Origin of the sequence: Aquipuribacter aurantiacus (genome assembly GCF_051216895.1) — a bacterium.
Classification (GTDB): domain Bacteria; phylum Actinomycetota; class Actinomycetes; order Actinomycetales; family JBBAYJ01; genus Aquipuribacter.
Genome location: NZ_JBPKAO010000012.1, coordinates 1 through 15,632, shown reverse-complemented (window position 1 = coordinate 15,632; position 15,632 = coordinate 1). Strand labels below are relative to the sequence as shown.

17 protein-coding genes are annotated in these 15,632 nt (G+C 74.9%); 11 read left to right on the top strand and 6 right to left on the bottom strand.

Translation table 11 applies throughout. The features are described 5' to 3' along the window. Positions 1–26 precede the first annotated feature (26 nt). Genes folP through ACR80Q_RS14835 form a run of 5 tightly spaced genes read left to right on the top strand, consistent with a single transcriptional unit; the run spans position 27 to position 3,584 of the window. Positions 27–932 (top strand): dihydropteroate synthase, encoded by a 906-nt coding sequence (folP, locus tag ACR80Q_RS14855; RefSeq protein WP_435378417.1) that lies wholly within the window; start codon positions 27–29, stop codon positions 930–932. Next, positions 929–2,029 (top strand): glucosyl-3-phosphoglycerate synthase, encoded by a 1,101-nt coding sequence (locus ACR80Q_RS14850; RefSeq protein WP_435378416.1) that lies wholly within the window; start codon positions 929–931, stop codon positions 2,027–2,029. The genes folP and ACR80Q_RS14850 overlap by 4 nt, the downstream gene beginning before the upstream one ends. 42 nt (positions 2,030–2,071) lie before the next feature. Continuing rightward, positions 2,072–2,512 (top strand): DivIVA domain-containing protein, encoded by a 441-nt coding sequence (locus ACR80Q_RS14845; protein WP_435378415.1) that lies wholly within the window; start codon positions 2,072–2,074, stop codon positions 2,510–2,512. Positions 2,513–2,568: 56 nt separating this feature from the next. After that, on the top strand, positions 2,569–2,994 hold the full coding sequence (locus tag ACR80Q_RS14840) for a hypothetical protein (protein ID WP_435378414.1): 426 nt from the start codon (positions 2,569–2,571) through the stop codon (positions 2,992–2,994). After that, positions 2,991–3,584 carry a DNA-3-methyladenine glycosylase I gene (locus ACR80Q_RS14835; protein ID WP_435378413.1) on the top strand — a complete coding sequence of 198 codons (594 nt, stop codon included), beginning with the start codon at positions 2,991–2,993 and terminating at the stop codon, positions 3,582–3,584. Before ACR80Q_RS14840 ends, ACR80Q_RS14835 begins: the two co-directional genes overlap by 4 nt. Positions 3,585–3,597: 13 nt before the next feature. On the opposite strand, the gene ACR80Q_RS14830 is transcribed toward ACR80Q_RS14835, so the two are convergent. Continuing rightward, complete coding sequence (locus ACR80Q_RS14830; protein WP_435378412.1) at positions 3,598–4,413, bottom strand: enoyl-CoA hydratase/isomerase family protein; 816 nt, start codon at positions 4,411–4,413, stop codon at positions 3,598–3,600. Positions 4,414–4,606: 193 nt separating this feature from the next. On the opposite strand from ACR80Q_RS14830, the gene ACR80Q_RS14825 reads away from it, so the two are divergent. Beyond that, positions 4,607–4,774 (top strand): DUF3117 domain-containing protein, encoded by a 168-nt coding sequence (locus ACR80Q_RS14825; protein ID WP_380166139.1) that lies wholly within the window; start codon positions 4,607–4,609, stop codon positions 4,772–4,774. Positions 4,775–4,858: 84 nt separating this feature from the next. Here the strand turns inward: ACR80Q_RS14825 and ACR80Q_RS14820 are convergent, their stop codons facing one another. Continuing rightward, the gene (locus ACR80Q_RS14820; protein WP_435378411.1) at positions 4,859–5,494 is read right to left on the bottom strand and encodes an O-methyltransferase; all 636 of its coding nucleotides are present in this window, start codon (positions 5,492–5,494) and stop codon (positions 4,859–4,861) included. Positions 5,495–5,678: 184 nt separating this feature from the next. Here ACR80Q_RS14820 and sigE point away from each other — a divergent pair, with 184 nt between their 5' ends. From sigE to ACR80Q_RS14800, 4 genes are read left to right on the top strand one after another with little or no spacing between them, the layout of a single operon-like run. Next, positions 5,679–6,341 carry an RNA polymerase sigma factor SigE gene (sigE, locus tag ACR80Q_RS14815; RefSeq protein WP_435378529.1) on the top strand — a complete coding sequence of 221 codons (663 nt, stop codon included), beginning with the start codon at positions 5,679–5,681 and terminating at the stop codon, positions 6,339–6,341. A gap of 9 nt (positions 6,342–6,350) precedes the next feature. Continuing rightward, positions 6,351–6,950, top strand: a complete 600-nt coding sequence (locus ACR80Q_RS14810) for an anti-sigma factor family protein (RefSeq protein ID WP_435378410.1) — start codon at positions 6,351–6,353, stop codon at positions 6,948–6,950. Positions 6,951–6,962: 12 nt separating this feature from the next. Continuing rightward, positions 6,963–8,588, top strand: coding sequence for a S1C family serine protease (locus tag ACR80Q_RS14805; RefSeq protein ID WP_435378409.1), 1,626 nt, complete (start codon positions 6,963–6,965; stop codon positions 8,586–8,588). Between the two features lie 44 nt (positions 8,589–8,632). Continuing rightward, a complete protein-coding gene (locus ACR80Q_RS14800; protein ID WP_435378408.1) occupies positions 8,633–9,190 on the top strand; it encodes a twin-arginine translocase TatA/TatE family subunit in 558 nt (185 codons plus the stop codon). 39 nt (positions 9,191–9,229) lie between these two features. On the opposite strand, the gene ACR80Q_RS14795 is transcribed toward ACR80Q_RS14800, so the two are convergent. Genes ACR80Q_RS14795 through ACR80Q_RS14780 form a run of 4 tightly spaced genes read right to left on the bottom strand, consistent with a single transcriptional unit; the run spans position 9,230 to position 14,403 of the window. Then, positions 9,230–10,375 (bottom strand): Mrp/NBP35 family ATP-binding protein, encoded by a 1,146-nt coding sequence (locus ACR80Q_RS14795; protein WP_435378407.1) that lies wholly within the window; start codon positions 10,373–10,375, stop codon positions 9,230–9,232. Next, complete coding sequence (locus ACR80Q_RS14790; RefSeq protein WP_435378406.1) at positions 10,372–12,315, bottom strand: ATPase, T2SS/T4P/T4SS family; 1,944 nt, start codon at positions 12,313–12,315, stop codon at positions 10,372–10,374. The genes ACR80Q_RS14795 and ACR80Q_RS14790 overlap by 4 nt, the downstream gene beginning before the upstream one ends. A 53-nt stretch (positions 12,316–12,368) precedes the next feature. Next, positions 12,369–13,052 (bottom strand): DUF1003 domain-containing protein, encoded by a 684-nt coding sequence (locus ACR80Q_RS14785; protein ID WP_435378405.1) that lies wholly within the window; start codon positions 13,050–13,052, stop codon positions 12,369–12,371. Beyond that, entirely contained in the window at positions 13,045–14,403 is a 1,359-nt protein-coding gene (locus ACR80Q_RS14780) for a magnesium transporter MgtE N-terminal domain-containing protein (RefSeq protein WP_435378404.1), read from the bottom strand. Before ACR80Q_RS14780 ends, ACR80Q_RS14785 begins: the two co-directional genes overlap by 8 nt. A gap of 68 nt (positions 14,404–14,471) precedes the next feature. Here ACR80Q_RS14780 and ACR80Q_RS14775 point away from each other — a divergent pair, with 68 nt between their 5' ends. After that, on the top strand, positions 14,472–15,392 hold the full coding sequence (locus ACR80Q_RS14775; protein ID WP_435378403.1) for a DMT family transporter: 921 nt from the start codon (positions 14,472–14,474) through the stop codon (positions 15,390–15,392). Positions 15,393–15,632: the final 240 nt, after the last annotated feature.

The following is a 15,632-nucleotide window of genomic DNA, read 5'->3' as shown; positions in this document are numbered from 1 at the left end:
GGCCTCCCTCGTGTCACCCTCACGCCATGGCACGCGACGGTGAGGCCTCGCCCGTGACGGGGCTACGGCTGGGGGGTCGGGCGTTCGCGCCCGGTCGCACGGTGGTGATGGCCGTGGTCAACCGCACCCCGGACTCGTTCTTCGCCGGGGCGCGGCAGCTCGACGACGACGTGGCGTTCGCCGCGGTCGACGAGGCCGTGGCCGCGGGCGCGGACGTCCTGGACGTCGGCGGCGTCAAGGCGGGCCCCGGCGACGACGTGTCCCCCCAGCAGGAGGTCGACCGGGTGGTCGGCTTCGTCGCCGCGGTGCGGGAGCGCCACCCGGGCGTCGTGCTGTCGGTGGACACCTGGCGGGCCGAGGTCGCCCAGCACGCCTGCGCGGCCGGCGCCGGCCTGGTCAACGACACCTGGGCCGGTCACGACCCCGACCTGGTGCACGTCGCCGCCCGTCACGGCGCCGGCTACGTGGTGTCGCACACCGGCGGGGCGACGCCGCGCACCCGGCCCTTCCGGGTCACCTACGGCAGCCACCCCGACGGCGTGGTCGACGACGTGGTGCGCACGCTCACCGCCGGGGCCGCGCGCGCCGTGGCGGCCGGCGTCGACCCCGCCTCGGTGCTGGTGGACCCGACCCACGACTTCGGCAAGAACACCTGGCACAGCCTGACCCTGGTGCGCCGGACCGACGCGGTGGTCGCCATCGGGCACCCGGTCCTGATGGCGCTGTCCCGCAAGGACTTCATCGGCGAGACGCTCGACCTACCGCCCGACGAGCGCCTCGAGGGCACCCTCGCCGCCACGTCGGTGGCGGCCTGGCTGGGGGCCACCGTCTTCCGCTGCCACGACGCCCGCGCCACCCGGAGGGCCCTCGACGTCGTCGAGGCCGTCCGGGGCGACCTGGTCCCGCCCCGAGCCCTGAGAGGACTCGCATGAACCCCTACGAGCACCACTTCGCCCCGCCCGCAGCCGTCACCGCGGTCCCCGACGACCCCGATGCGCTCGGGGTCCCCGGTCTGGCCGACTGGTACCGCAACCGCACCTGGCACGACGTCACCTGGTCCGCGCAGGACCTGGTCCGGGCCAAGGGCGGCCGCACGGTCGCCGTCGTCCTGCCGGCCCTGGACGAGGAGACGACCGTGGCCGGGGTGGTGCGGGCCTTCCAGCCGCTGACCCTGCGCCAGGGGCCCGGTCTGGGGCCGCTGGTGGACGAGATCGTCGTCGTCGACTCCGGCTCGACCGACCGCACCATCGAGGTGGCCCGCGCCGCCGGCGCCCGCGTCGTCACCCGCGAGGAGGCGCTCCCCGACGTGCCCGTGCGGGCCGGCAAGGGCGAGGTGCTGTGGCGGGCGCTGACCGCCACCGACGCCGACGTCATCGTCTACGCGGACTCCGACCTGGTCGACGTCCACGCCAGCCTGGTCACCGGGTTGCTCGGCCCGATCCTGCGCGCGGAGGGCGTGCACCTGGTCAAGGCGTTCTACGCCCGCCCGCTCCGGCTGGAGACCGCCACCCAGCGCGCCGGGGGAGGCCGCGTCACCGAGCTGTTGGCCCGCCCGGCGCTCGCCACGTTCGCGCCCGAGCTGGGCGGCGTCGTCCAGCCGCTCGGCGGCGAGTACGCCGGCACCCGCGAGCTGCTCGAGCAGGTGCCGTTCGCCGGTGGCTACGGCGTCGAGGTGGGGCTGCTGCTGGACACCCTGACCTGCATGGGCCTCGACGCGATCGCGCAGGTCGACGTGGGGGTCCGCAAGCACCGCCACCGCGACCTGCTCAGCCTGGGCGTCGCCGCGCAGGAGATCATGCTGACGATCGCGCGGCGCACCGCCGGGCTGGAGCTGGCCCGGGCCATCGCACGGGGCGGTCCCGGCGCCGACGGCGGGGTGGACCTGGTCCAGTTCGACCAGGCGCCGGACGGTCGGTGGCGCCCGGAGACGACGCACGTCATGGTGCACGACCGGCCACCGATGCTGGACGTGCTGGCGGCGCTGCGCTCCGGCAGCTGGCCGGCCGGGGTGGGGGCACGGTCGGCCTGAGGGCGTGAGGCGCACGCGGACGGTGCATGGGACGATCCGCGGGTGGACCTGCTCCTGATCGCCCTCCTCCTGGCCGCCGTGGGTGCGGTCGTCGTCGTCGCGCTCGGCAAGGTCGGCGGCGGTCTGGCCCCGGTCCAGCCGGACGCCGCCCCGGCCCTCGACGAGCCGCTCAGCCGGCCGGGCGACCTGGACCGGGCCCGCTTCACCCTCGCGGTGCGCGGGTACCGGATGGACCAGGTCGACGCCGTGCTCGACGAGGCGCGCGACCTGCTCGTGGCCCGGGACGACGAGATCGCCCGGCTGCACCAGCTCCTGCCGGCCGAGCCGCAGCCCGCGGCGGCCCACCAGCCGGCCGACAGCCGCGAGGCGCTCGAGCCTGAGCAGCCCGTCCGGCGTGAGCAGCCCGTCGGGCGTGAGCAGCCCGGCGGGCGCGAGCAGCCCGTCGAGGCCGACCCCTTCCAGCGCCGCGACACCCGATCATGACCCGGTTCGTCGCCAGCACGGACGTCCGTGCCCCTGTGGAGGACGTGTGGGCGCGGATGACGGACTGGCCCGCCCACGGCCGGTGGGTGCCGATGACCACCGTGCGGGTGCTGACACCGCTCGCGGGCGGGGTGGGGGCCAGGTTCGTCGGGCGGAGCTCCCTGGCCGTGGTCGGTCTGGACGTGCTGGGCTTCGACGACCCCATGGAGGTGACGCTCTGGCGGCCGCCGTCGGGCACGGGCCCCGGCCGGTGCGAGGTCCGCAAGCTCGGGCGGGTGGTGACGGGCACGGCGGCGTTCGACGTGGTGCCGGTGCCCCAGGACGACGGCCGCCCGCTCACCCGGGTGGTGTGGGAGGAGGACATCCAGATCGCCCCCCGTGCGCTCACCCGGTTCCTGGCCCCGCTGGTGGCCCTGGCCGGGCGGCTGGCCTTCACCGCCACGCTGCGGACCATGGGTCGCGAGCTGACGGCCCGCCGGTGACCGGTGTCGTGGCCGGGCCGGACGGCCTGGCCCGCTGCCCCTGGGGCGTCGCGCCGCCGGAGTACGCGGCCTACCACGACGACGAGTGGGGTCGCCCGGTCCGCGGCGAGCAGGCCCTGTTCGAGCGGTTCAGCCTCGAGGCCTTCCAGTCGGGGCTGTCCTGGCTGACCATCCTGCGCAAGCGTGAGGCCTTCCGGGCTGCGTTCGCGGGGTTCGACCCGGACGCGGTCGCCCGGTTCGACGCCGCCGACGAGGCCCGCCTGATGGCCGACGCGGGGATCGTCCGCAACGGGGCCAAGGTGCGCGCCACGCTGGCCAACGCGCGCGCCATGGTGGCGTTGCGCGAGACCGGCGGGCTGGAGGACCTGGTGCTGGCCCACCGACCCGCCCCCCGGGTCGGGCGTCCGGTCTACCTGGAGCACGTGCCCGCCACGACACCGGAGTCGGTCGCCCTGGCCAAGGCGCTGAAGCGGGCGGGGATGACGTTCGTCGGGCCGACCACGGCCTACGCGGCCATGCAGGCCTGCGGGCTGGTCGACGACCACCTGGCGGGCTGCCACGTCCCGCCCGCCCCCGGCACGCGCGCCTGACGCGGGCCCGCCCTCAGCGGGCGTGGAAGGTGGGCCGCTCCTTGGCCAGGAACGACCGGACGGCGTCGGCGTGGTCCTGGGTGGAACCGGTCGCGGTCATCCGGTCCGACTCGTTCGCCAGCGACGCGGCCAGGTCGTGGCTGGCCGAGAAGGCGACGGCCTGCCGCACGGCGGCGTAGGCCAGCGTCGGACCGGCCGCCAGGGTCGCGGCCACCTCGGCGGTCCGGGCCGGCAGGTCGGCGTCGGGCACGACCTCCGACGCCAGGCCGATGGCCAGCGCCTCCTCCGCCCGGACGGTCCGCGGGCGCAGCAGCAGGTCCATCGCCCGGCCGCTGCCGACGAGGCGGGGCAGGTACCAGGTCGACCCGGAGTCCGCCGACAGCCCGATCCCGGTGAAGGCCAGGTTGAACCCGGCCGAGCTGCCCACCAGCCGGAGGTCGGCGGCCATCGCGAACGACGCCCCGGCGCCGGCGGCGACCCCGTTCACCGCGGCCACGACGGGCTTGGGCATGCTCGCGAGCAGCGTGCTGATCGGGTTGTAGTGGGTGGGCACCGTCGACCACAGCGACGTCAGGTCGCCGGAGTCCAGCACCTCGGCGTGCTCGCGCAGGTCCTGCCCGACCGAGAACGCCCGTCCGGTGCCCGTGAGCACGACGCAGCGGACGGCGTCGTCGGCCGCGACCTGCTCGAGCGCCGCCAGCAGCGCGACCTTGACCGGGGTGGTCATCGAGTTCATGGCCGCGGGCCGGTCCAGGACGACGGTGGCGACCGCGCCGGTGGTCTCGACCCGCACGGGGGCGTCCTGGGAAGTGCTGTCCTGCTCGCTCACGCCGTGCTCCCGGTGCTCGTGGTGGTGCCCTCGGAAGGGCCTCGTGGTGCCCGCGACGCTAGCCGAGGTGGTGGACGTGGGCGGGATGGCCGCACCGTGGGCCGTCGGAGGGGGATAATGGTCCATCACCGCCGTCCGCACCTCGTGGTCGGCTGCGAGGTGGCCGAACGGTCACGACACCGAAGGAGTGGAAATGGCCGCGATGAAGCCCCGCACGGGGGATGGGCCTCTGGAGGTCACGAAGGAGGGCCGCGGGATCGTCATGCGGGTGCCGCTGGAGGGCGGTGGACGACTCGTCGTCGAGATGACGCCGGCCGAGGCCGGCGAGCTCGGCGACGCCCTCAAGGCCGTCGTCAGCTGACGTAGCCGCAGGAGACCGACCGTCCCCGCACCGCGACCGGTCCACCGGGCGAGAGCCCGGGGGCCGGTCGTCCGGCGTCCGGGGTCAGCGCCGGACGGCCAGCAGGACCCCGTCGCCCACCGGGACGACCGTCCTGACCAGGCTCTCGTCCTCGGCGACCGCCTTGAGCAGCTCCCGCGAGGCCGTCGTCCGCTGGTCCCGCTGGGCGGGGTCCGGCACCCGGTCCCGGGCCAGCGCGTCGGACACCACCAGCATTCCGCCGCGCCGCAGCAGCCGCAGCGCCTCCGCGAGCACGAGGGCGCTGACGCGGGGGTCGTCCACGTCGACGTGCACCAGGTCGTACCCGCCGTCGGCGAGGCGGGGCAGCACGTCGACGGCGTCGCCGTGGATGATCCGGGCCCGGTTGCCCCGGACCCCGGCGGCGGTCAGCGCCGCGCGGGCCGCGTTCTGGTGCTCGACCTCGGTGTCGATGCTGGTCAGGACCCCGTCGTCGGGCATGGCCTCCAGCATCCGCAGCGCCGCCACGCCCGCACCGGTGCCGACGTCGACCACGGCCCGTCCGGGCAGCGACGCCGCCAGCACCGCCAGCAGGGCCCCGGTCCCCGGGGACACGGCTGCCACGCCCAGCTCGGCGGCCCGGGTGCGGGCGTCGAGCACGGCGGTGGACTCCTCGACCCAGCCCTCGGTCCACGTCCAGCTGCCTGCCTTCGACGCGCTCATGCGCCTCACCCTAGTGACGACACGGCCCCTCGCCGCGCCGCCACGAGCAACCGACCGCCCGCGAGGTCGCCGGAGCGCCACCCGGACAGGCCACCGCGGCAACCGGGGGAATGGACCGACCGCACCGGGCGCTCACAGGTTGTCCCCAGGTTCTACGGGGACCATGGGGCGAGGAGGTGGCGTGATGGACACCAGTGGTGGCAGCGCGACGACAGGCACGGTGGCTTCTACGCCCGAACGGTCCGGCACGACGGCCGTGGTCGAGACCCCCTTGCTCGACGCCGAGGGCAACGTCTGGGTGAAGCCGACGTGGGAGGAGGTCGTCCGCGACCACTCCGGTCGTGTGTACCGCCTGGCCTACCGGCTCACGGGCAACCCGTACGACGCCGAGGACATCACCCAGGAGGTCTTCGTCCGCGTCTTCCGGTCCCTGGACTCCTACCGTCCCGGCACCTTCGAGGGCTGGCTGCACCGGATCACCACGAACCTCTTCCTGGACACCGTGCGGCGCAAGCAGCGCCAGCGCACCGACGCCCTGGCCGAGGACGCGGCCGAGCGGCTGCCCGGCCGTGAGCCCGGTCCGGAGCGCGAGTACGAGTTCCGCCACCTCACCGACGACGTGCAGGCGGCCCTGGACGCGCTGTCGCCGGACTTCCGGGCCGCGGTGGTGCTCAGCGACATCGAGGGGCTGTCGTACGAGGAGATCGCCACCACGCTGGGGATCAAGCTCGGCACGGTGCGGTCCCGGATCCACCGGGGACGCGCCCAGCTCCGTCGCGCGCTCGAGCACCGCCGTCCCCGGCGAGGCGCGGCCATGACGTCGCTGCTCTCCGGCGGCGTCGCCTGAGGCGTCCTGGTGCCCGGGCCGCCGCATCCCTGTCTCTCGCTGAGCGCGTACGTCGACGGTCGGCTGCCGTCCTGGCGCCGGGCGGTGGTGGAACGGCACCTGGTGGGCTGCACGCGCTGCGCCCTGGAGGTCGCGCAGATCCGGGCGCTGCGGGTGTTCCTGGCCTCGCCAGCCGCTCCCGAGGTGCCGCCGGGCCTGCAGGACCGGCTGCTGGGGATCGCCCGTGCCGACGAGCGGCCCGACCCTGCGTCGGGACCTGCGTCGGGACCGGGGTCTGTGAGGGGGCTGACGCAAGGACCGGAGCAGGGTTCCGAGCAGGGTCCGGAGCACGATGCGGCGCAGCGTTCCGCGCAGGACCCGGCCGACGCCCCGGGCACCGACCGAGCGTCCCCACGACCGCTCGTGGGCGCCGTGGGCGTGATGGCGGCCTGCCTGGTGGTCCTGGGGGCCGCCGGGGCCGGGGCGCTGGTCACCGGGGTGACGACCCCCGCGCCCGGTACGCCCCCGCGGGCCTCGCTGACCACCGTGCTCCCGCGCCTGCTGTCCTGGCCCGTGGACCCTGGCGCTGCGGCGACCGTGCGACCGGTCGACAATGGCGACCGTCCCTGACGAGAGGTCCTCATGACTGACACCGAGCCCACGCCCCCGGCCCGTCCGGGAGGCTCGCTCGACGACCCCACGCCCGAGCCGTCCCCGTGGGCGGCCGAGCAGCCCCGGTACGCGCAACCGGCCGACCCGTGGTCGCGGCCGCAGCCCGGCCACGGCTCCGAGGGCCGCGGTACTGGCGACGGCCGCGACGGCGGCCGCGACGGCGGCCGCGACGGCCGCGACGGCTCCGAGGGCTGGGGTGCCCATGACGACCACGACGGCACCCAGCCGCTCCCACCGGTCGCGGCCCAGCCGTGGGCGTCGGAGCCGTCGGCCTGGGCCCAGCAGCCCGGCCAGCAGCCCGCCCAGCCCTACGCGCAGCCCTATGCCCAGCCCCCCGGGCCGCAGCGGGTGGGCTGGGACGGCGGAGCCGGGTGGGCGCCGCCCTCGAACGGGCCCGCACCGGCCGTGGACACGCTGGGACGAACCCGTCGCGGCCGGGGAGGACGGGGCGGTTTCGTCGCCCTCGTCGTCGCCCTGGCGCTGGTGGCGGGTCTCGTCGGTGGGGTCATGGGCTCCCTCGTGGTCGACCGCGACGGCCTGTCCGCACTGGTCGGCGAGGGCCGGAGCACCGGCGGCAGCGGTGACGGCAGTGCCTCCTCGGCCGACGAGCCCGACGGTGCCGACCCCGCCGCGGCCCCCGCCGCCGACACCGGGTCCGTCGCGGAAATCGCCGCGCGGGTCCTGCCCAGCGTCGTGTCGATCAGCGTCAGCACGGGGCAGGGCAACGGCACGGGCTCCGGGTTCGTCATCGACGACGAGGGCCTGATCGTCACCAACAACCACGTCATCGCCGCAGGTGGGACGGAGCCCGCGGGGGACATCGTCGTCGAGCTGTCGGACGGCTCGCAGGCCGCGGCCGAGGTGGTCGGGGCGGACGCCTCCTACGACATCGCCGTCCTCCGGGTCGACCCGGACGACACCGGTGGCCTGACCGAGCTGCCGTTCGGCGACTCCGACCGCGTCGTCGTCGGCGAGCAGGTGGTGGCCGTGGGCGCCCCCCTCGGGCTGGACGCGACCGTCACCACCGGCATCGTCAGCGCGCTCAACCGGCCCGTGTCGGCCGGAGGGGGAGCGCAGCAGACGGCCTTCATCAACGCGATCCAGACCGACGCCGCCATCAACCCCGGCAACTCGGGCGGACCGCTGGTCAACATGCGCGGCGAGGTCGTGGGCGTCAACTCGGCCATCGCGCAGGCGCCGGGCGGGCAGACCGGCGGCAGCATCGGGCTCGGGTTCTCGATCCCCAGCAACCAGGCCGCCCGCACCGCGGGACAGCTGGTCGAGGACGGGGTGGCCACGTTCCCGGTCGTCGGTGTCCTGCTGGACCGCTCGTACACCGGCGAGGGCGTCCGCATCGTGACGGAGGAGGACGCCACCGACGCTGCGCCTGTGACCCCGGGCGGGCCGGCCGACACCGCCGGGCTGCGCGCGGGCGACGTCATCCTGGCCTTCGACGGCCGACCCATGACGGAGTCCGACGAGCTCGTGGTGGCCATCCGGGCGCGGGAGCCCGGGGACGAGGTCACCCTGACGGTCCGTCGGGACGACGACGTGTTCGACGTGAGCCTGGTGCTCGAAGCCGGCGACCAGGACTGAGTCGGCACGGCTAGGCTCAGGTCGACCCCTGCAGGAGGTGCGCTGTGCTGGACATCAACGGTGGCGAGTTCGTGGTCCTCGCGCTGCTCGCCGCCCTCCTGCTGGGGCCGGACCGGCTGCCGGAGCTGGCCCGGGGGGCGGCGCGGCTGATCCGACGGGGCCGCGACTTCGCCACCGGGGCGTCGGCGCAGATGAAGGACGAGATGGGTGTAGACCTCGACGGGGTCGACTGGCGCCGCTACGACCCGCGGCAGTACCACCCGCGGAGGATCGTCCAGAACGCGCTCAGCGACGCCTTCGAGGAGGACGACGGCCCGCCCCGCACGGGCTCGAGCGCGGCGGGGAGCAAGGCGGGAGCGGCCGCGTCGGCCGCCAAGCGCGCCGAGGCGGCCCGGACGGCTCCGGCCGGCACCCCGACCACTCGCCCCGGTGGCACGGTCCGCCCGGGCGGCACCACGAGGGCCGCAGGCGCCGGGCCCGGTTCGGCGGCGCGGGACAGCGCCCGCGGCAGCAACGGCGGTGCGTCGGTGGGTCCCAGCCCGGCGCCGACCAGCTGGGCCGAGGCCGCCCGCCGTGTGGGCGTCGACGACGACGCGACCTGAACCTCGGCGTCCCGTCGCACCCAGGCGTGAGCGCTCCGCTCAGCCGGCCGGGTTCAGACCCAGCGGCTTGCCCACCAGGCTCTGACGACGTCGTGACAGCCCGCGGGCGATGCCGCGCAGGGCCGTCGCGGCGGGGGAGTCGGGGGCGCCGACGACCACGGGACGACCCGCGTCGCCGCCCTCACGGACCCTGACGTCCAGCGGCACCTGGCCCAGCAGCGGCACGTCGGTGCCGAGGGAGCGGCTGAGCGAGTCCGCGACCTGCTGACCGCCGCCGTGGCCGAACACCTCCATCCGGGAGCCGTCTGGCAGCTCCAGCCAGGACATGTTCTCGATCACGCCGGCCACGTGCTGACGGGTCTGCGCGGCGATCGACCCGGCCCGCTCGGCGACCTCCGCCGCGGCCTGCTGCGGGGTCGTGACGACCAGCAGCTCCGAGCCGGGCAGCAGCTGGGCGACGCTGATCGCGATGTCACCGGTGCCGGGCGGGAGGTCGAGCAGCAGGACGTCCAGCTCGCCCCAGAACACGTCGACCAGGAACTGCTGGAGCGCCCGGTGCAGCATCGGCCCGCGCCACACCACGGCCTGGTTGCCGGGGACGAACATGCCGATCGAGATGACCTTCACGTCGTGGGCGATGGGCGGCAGGATCATCTCGTCGACGCGGGTGGGCGGGCGGTCCACGCCCAGCATCCGCGGCACCGAGAAGCCGTGGACGTCGGCGTCGAGGACCCCCACCGACAGCCCCTGCTGCTGCATCGCCAGGGCCAGGTTGACCGTGACGCTGCTCTTGCCGACGCCGCCCTTGCCGGAGGCCACCGCGAAGACCCGGGTGCGCGAACCGGGCCGCGAGAACGGCACCTCCTTCTCGGGGGTGCCGCCGCGCAGCAGGGTGCGCAGCTCCTCCCGCTGCTCCGGGCTCATCACGTCGAGCTCGACCGTGACCTCGCCGACGCCGTCCAGGGCGCTCACCGCCGCGGTGACGGAGCTGGTCAGGGTGTCCTTCATCGGACAACCGGCCACCGTCAGGTACAGCGCGACGTGCACCTGACCGTCCGGGCCCACGACCACGTCCTTGACCATGCCCAGCTCGGTGATCGGGCGGCGGATCTCGGGGTCGTCGACCGAGGCCAGAGCGGTGCGGACCGCGTCGGCGCTCGGGGGGGCCGTGAGGGAGGTGGTCACCCCTCCAGGGTAGGAGCCGGAACCGCGTGGCCCGACCCGGCCCCGTGCGGGTGGGGGGTGCGGCACCACGGGCACAGCGCCCAGGCGGGGTCGAGCTCCTTGGCGCAGGACCGGCAGCGGGCGGCCTCGAGGTCGGCGGAGCACCACGGGCAGGCGACCATGCCGCGCTCGACGGGACGCTCGCACACCGAGCAGGCGCTTGCGCCGGTGTGGTCGCTGGTGGTGACGCGCAGCACCTCCTCGAAGGTCGTCCGGCCGTCCATGGCCTTGGCCAGCGCCGACGCCCGCAGCGTCTGCATGCCGGCGACCTTGGCCTGGGCCAGGACGGCGTCCTCGGAGGGGTCCCGGACCAGGATGCGGCGCATCTCCGCGTCGACGACCAGGACCTCGTAGACGGCCGTCCGGCCCTTGTAGCCGGTGCCGCCGCAGTCGTCGCAGCCCAGGCCGCGGCGCGGGGTGGCCTCCAGGATGTCCTCGACCCGCAGCCCGAGCAGCGCCAGCAGGTCCACCGCGGGGACGTAGGGCTCGCTGCACCGCGAGCAGGGACGGCGCACCAGGCGCTGGGCGATGGCCAGGCTGAGGGAGCTCGCGACCAGGAACGGGTCCGAGCCCATGTCGATGAGCCGGGTGAGGGCCGCCGCGGCCGAGTTCGTGTGGAGCGTGGTGAGGACCAGGTGACCGGTCAGGGCGGCCTTGAGGGCCAGCTCCGCGGTCTCGCCGTCGCGGACCTCGCCGACCAGGACGATGTCCGGGTCCTGCCGCAGGATGGAGCGCAGCCCGGCCTGGAAGGTCATCCCCGCCTTGTTGTTGACCTGCACCTGGGTGATGCCGGGCAGCTGGACCTCGACGGGGTCCTCGAGGGTGACGATGTTCTTCTCCGGGTCGAGGACCTCCGAGATGCCGGCGTACAGCGTGTTCGTCTTGCCCGAGCCGGTCGGGCCCGTGATGAGGACCAGGCCCTGGGGCGTGGCCAGGGCGCGCCGGAAGGCGGCGAGCTGGTCCGGCTCGAAGCCCAGGACCGCCAGCGTCGGGACGTCGTCACCCTTGGCGAGGATGCGGATGACGGCCTTCTCGCCGTGCAGGCTGGGCAGGGTCGAGACGCGGGTGTCGACCCGGGTGCCGTTGACGACGATCTGGGTACGGCCGTCCTGCGGCACCCGCCGTTCGGCGATGTCGAGGCCCGAGATGATCTTGATGCGGCTCAGCACCGCCCCGGCCGCCTTGCGGGGGGCCGTCATGACGTCGCGGAGGATGCCGTCGACCCGGAACCGGACGCGCAGACTGTCGCGCTGGGTCTCCACGTGGATGTCGCTGGCGTTGAGCTGCACGGCCTCGTGGAGGATCTTGGTCACCAGCTGGACGGTCGGGGCGTCGTCGACGCCGCCCGTGTCGATGTCGTCGGCGATGTCCTCGCCGATGTTCGACACCATCTCGCTCAGCCCGCCGCCGCCCGCGGACAGGCCCCAGGCGCGCCGGAGCTGGTCCCGGATCTGGGACTCGATGGCGATGATCGGCAGCACCTCGGTGCCGAGGGTCAGCCGGACGTCGTCCATGGCCAGCACGTTGGTGGGGTCGGACATAGCGACGACGTAGCGGCCGTCGCCGAGCTGCTGCACGACGACGCTGCCGCTGCGCTCGCTCAGCTGCTGGGGCAGGCGGCGCACCACGGCGGCGTCGATGGCCAGCGTCGACAGGTCGATGGTGTCCATGCCGAGCTGCTCGGCGAGGGTGACGGCGATGTCTCGCTCGTCGACGAAACCCAGGTTGATGAGCATCTCACCCAGCCGGCGGCGCGGTCCGGGTTGCTGCTGGGCGGCCAGGGCCTGCTGCAGCTGCTCGGCGCTGACCACGCCCGCGTCGACGAGGAGGTCGCCCAGACGTCGACGGTCGTCGTCGTCCTGCGGGGGGCGGAGGCCGTCTGGGGCGTCGATGAGGCTCACCCCAGGGGGATCGGCAGGAGCGGCCCCGGTCCTTAGGTCGGGGCGTCGGCGGCTCAGGCCTGGTCGCGGGGGTCCTCGCGCGCGACCGGCGGCAGGTCGTCGTCGCGGCGGTCCTCGTCGCGGCGCTCGTCCAGCTCCTCCAGCAGGGTGCGGAGCTCCGAGCGCAGGAAGTCGCGGGTGGCGACGTCCCGCAGGGCGATCTTGAGGGCGGCGACCTCGCGGGTCAGGAACTCGGTGTCGGCCAGCGCCCGGGCGCTCTCGGCCCGGTCCTGGGCCCCCTGCACCCGGTCGCGGTCGTCCTGCCGGTTCTGCGCGAGCAGGATCAGCGGGGCCGCGTAGGAGGCCTGCAGCGACAGGATCAGCGTCAGCAGCGTGTAGTTGAGGGCGCGCGGGTCGAACTGCGCGTCGGTCGGCGCCAGCGTGTTCCACAGCAGCCAGACGGCCACGAAGGCCGACATGTAGACCAGGAACCGCGCCGTGCCCATGAAGCGGGCGAACCGTTCGGCGCCGCGGCCGAAGCTCTCCGGGTCGACGTTCGGACGCAGCCGCAGGCGACGCCGCGTCCGTGGCTGGGGGGTGTCCAGACCCGGGCGGGAAGCCCGCTCGCCGCGGCGGCCGCTGCCGTTCCGGCGCGGGCCCCGGTCCTGCCGCGCGCTCTTGTCCTGCCGCGCGCTCTTGTCCTGCCGCGCGCTCTTGTCCTGCCGCGCGCCCTTGTCCTGACGGTCGTCCTCAGCCATCGGCCCGGTCCTCGCTCCGACGTCGCCCGACGAGCCCCTCGGCCGTGGTCGAGGCCAGTGCGGCGGCGCGGCGCCGCGCGAAGCTGCGCACGACCTCGGCGGGGTCCTCCTGCTCACGCCAGTCGTCCGGCAGCAGGTGGTCCAGCACGTCGTCGACGGTGACCACGCCCACCAGGCGACCGTCGGTGTCGACCACGGGGGCCGACACCAGGTTGTACGTGGCGAGGTGGCGGCTGATCGACAGCAGCTTCGCGTCGGTCGGCAGCGGCTCGAGGGCGCGGTCGACGGCGTTCCCGACCTGGGAGTGGGGTGGTTCACGGAGCAGTCGCTGGACGTGAACCACGCCCAGGAACCGACCGGTGGGGGCCTCCAGCGGCGGACGGCAGACGAAGATCGCGGCGGCCATGGCCGGGGCGAGCTCGGCCCGGCGCACCATGGCCAGCGCCTCCGCGACGGTGGCCTCCGGCGGGAGCACCACCGGCTCGCTGGTCATGATGCCGCCGGCGGTGTCCTCGTCGTAGGCCAGCAGCCGCCTGACCTGCGCGGCCTCCTCCGGCTCCATGATCGCCAGCAGCTTGGCGGCGGTCTCCTCGGGCAGGTCCGACAGCAGGTCGGCGGCGTCGTCCGGCTCCATCGCCTCCAGCACGTCGGCGGCGCGCTCGGACTTGAGGCCGGTGACGATCTCGATCTGGTCGTCCTCGGGGAGCTCCTCCAGGACGTCGGCGAGCTTCTCGTCGTCCAGGGCGGCGGCGACCTCGAGGCGTCGCTTGGGCGCCATGGCGTGCAGCACCTCGGCGAGGTCGGCGGACTTGAGCTCGTCGAAGGCGGCCAGCAGGCTCGCGGCCCCCTGCGGGCCGCTGCCCTGGGTGACCAGGCTGCTCACCTCGTCCAGCTCGACCAGGAAGGTCTCGCCCCGTCGGCGCAGCCGGACGCTGCCCCGGTTGGGGCGGGAGCGACGGACGAACAACCGGGTGATGACCCAGTCGTGGCCGCGTGACTGCTCGAGCCCGACGTCCTCGACGGTCACCGGGCCGCTGCCGTCGGTCAGCTCCAGCTGGCGGTCGAGCAGCTCGGCCAGCACCAGGGTCTCCGCGGCCCGCTGCTCGAAGCGGCGCATGTTGACCAGGCCCGTGGTGATGACCTGGGTCGCCTCCATCGACGTCACCCGGGTGAGGGGCAGGAAGACCCGACGTCGACCGGGGACCTCCACCACCAGACCCACCGCGCGGGCGCGGGTGGCGCCGAGCACCACCACGACGTCGCGGACCCGCCCGACCTGGTCGCCCGACGGGTCGAACACCGCGAGGCCGGCGAGGCGGGCGGCGAAGACGCGCGTCGGGGATGTGCTCACGATCGGGAAGTATCCCGCAGGTCGGCCGACTGACGGGGCACGTGCGTGGTGAGGCACAGTTCCCCCTCGTGAGCCTGCCCCCCGAGCCCGTGCCGCACCGGCTGACGGGCGTCGACCTCGCCGTCATCGCCGTCGGTGTCGTCGGGGTCTCCGTGGCGGCACCCGTGGCGGGAGCGACGCTGGCGCCCGCGCTGGCGGTGGCGTTCTGGCGGACGTTCGCCGGCGCGCTGTTCTACCTGCCGGCCGGGCTGCGGGGCCTGCGTCGTCGTCGCCTCCGCCACGGCCCGCTGTCCCGGCAGGCCGTGACCGCCGTGCTCTGGTCGGGGGCGCTGCTGTCGGTGCACTTCATGCTGTGGATCCCGTCGTTGCGGCTGACCAGCGTCACGGCCTCGACCGCCCTGGTCACGACCACCCCGCTGTGGGTGGTGCTCATCCAGCGGCTGCGCGGCCGGCCGGTGTCGAGACGGGTCCTGGTCGGGGTGCTGCTCGCCTTCGGCGGGGTGCTGCTCATCACCGGCGTGGACGCGACCGTGTCCGCGACAGCCCTGCTGGGCGACGCCATGGCGCTCGCGGGCGGGGCGGCGGCGGCCGGGTACTCGTTGACGGCCGAGACGGCACGACGGGAGATGTCGACCGCGTCGTACTCGGCGGTGGCCAACAGCGTCTGCGCGACGCTGACGCTGCTGGTGTGCCTGTCGCTGGGGGTCCCGCTGCTGGGGTTCGACGCGGTCACCTGGGTCGAGGTCGCCGTGATCGCCGTGGCGTCGCAGATCATCGGGCACGCGCTGCTCAACCTGGCGATCCTGCGGGCCGGGGCGACGACCGTGACGCTGGCGATCCTGCTCGAGACCCCGACCGCGTCGCTCATCGCCTGGCTCTGGCTGGGGGACCTGCCGCCGGTGCTCGTGGTGCCGGGCGCGGTGCTGGTGCTGCTGGGTCTCGCGGTGGTGGTCACCGGGCGGCGACAACCGACGGAGTCACCGGCCTAGCGGTACCGGGCGCCCGATGGGCGGCGGGCAGCCTGTGACGGGGTATGCCGGCCAGACCGCACCCCGTCCGACCATGCACGGCCGGCCGACGTCTCGGTCGGCCGTGCATGTCGGGTCAGAAGGGCGGCGGGTCGTCCGGCTCGAGGGTCCCCAGGGTCAGGGGCAGCCCCGGCGCGACCGGGTCGCTCTGATCGGCAGGGCGATGCGGGACGACGGCGGCGGCTGCTGTCGGGACGTGGG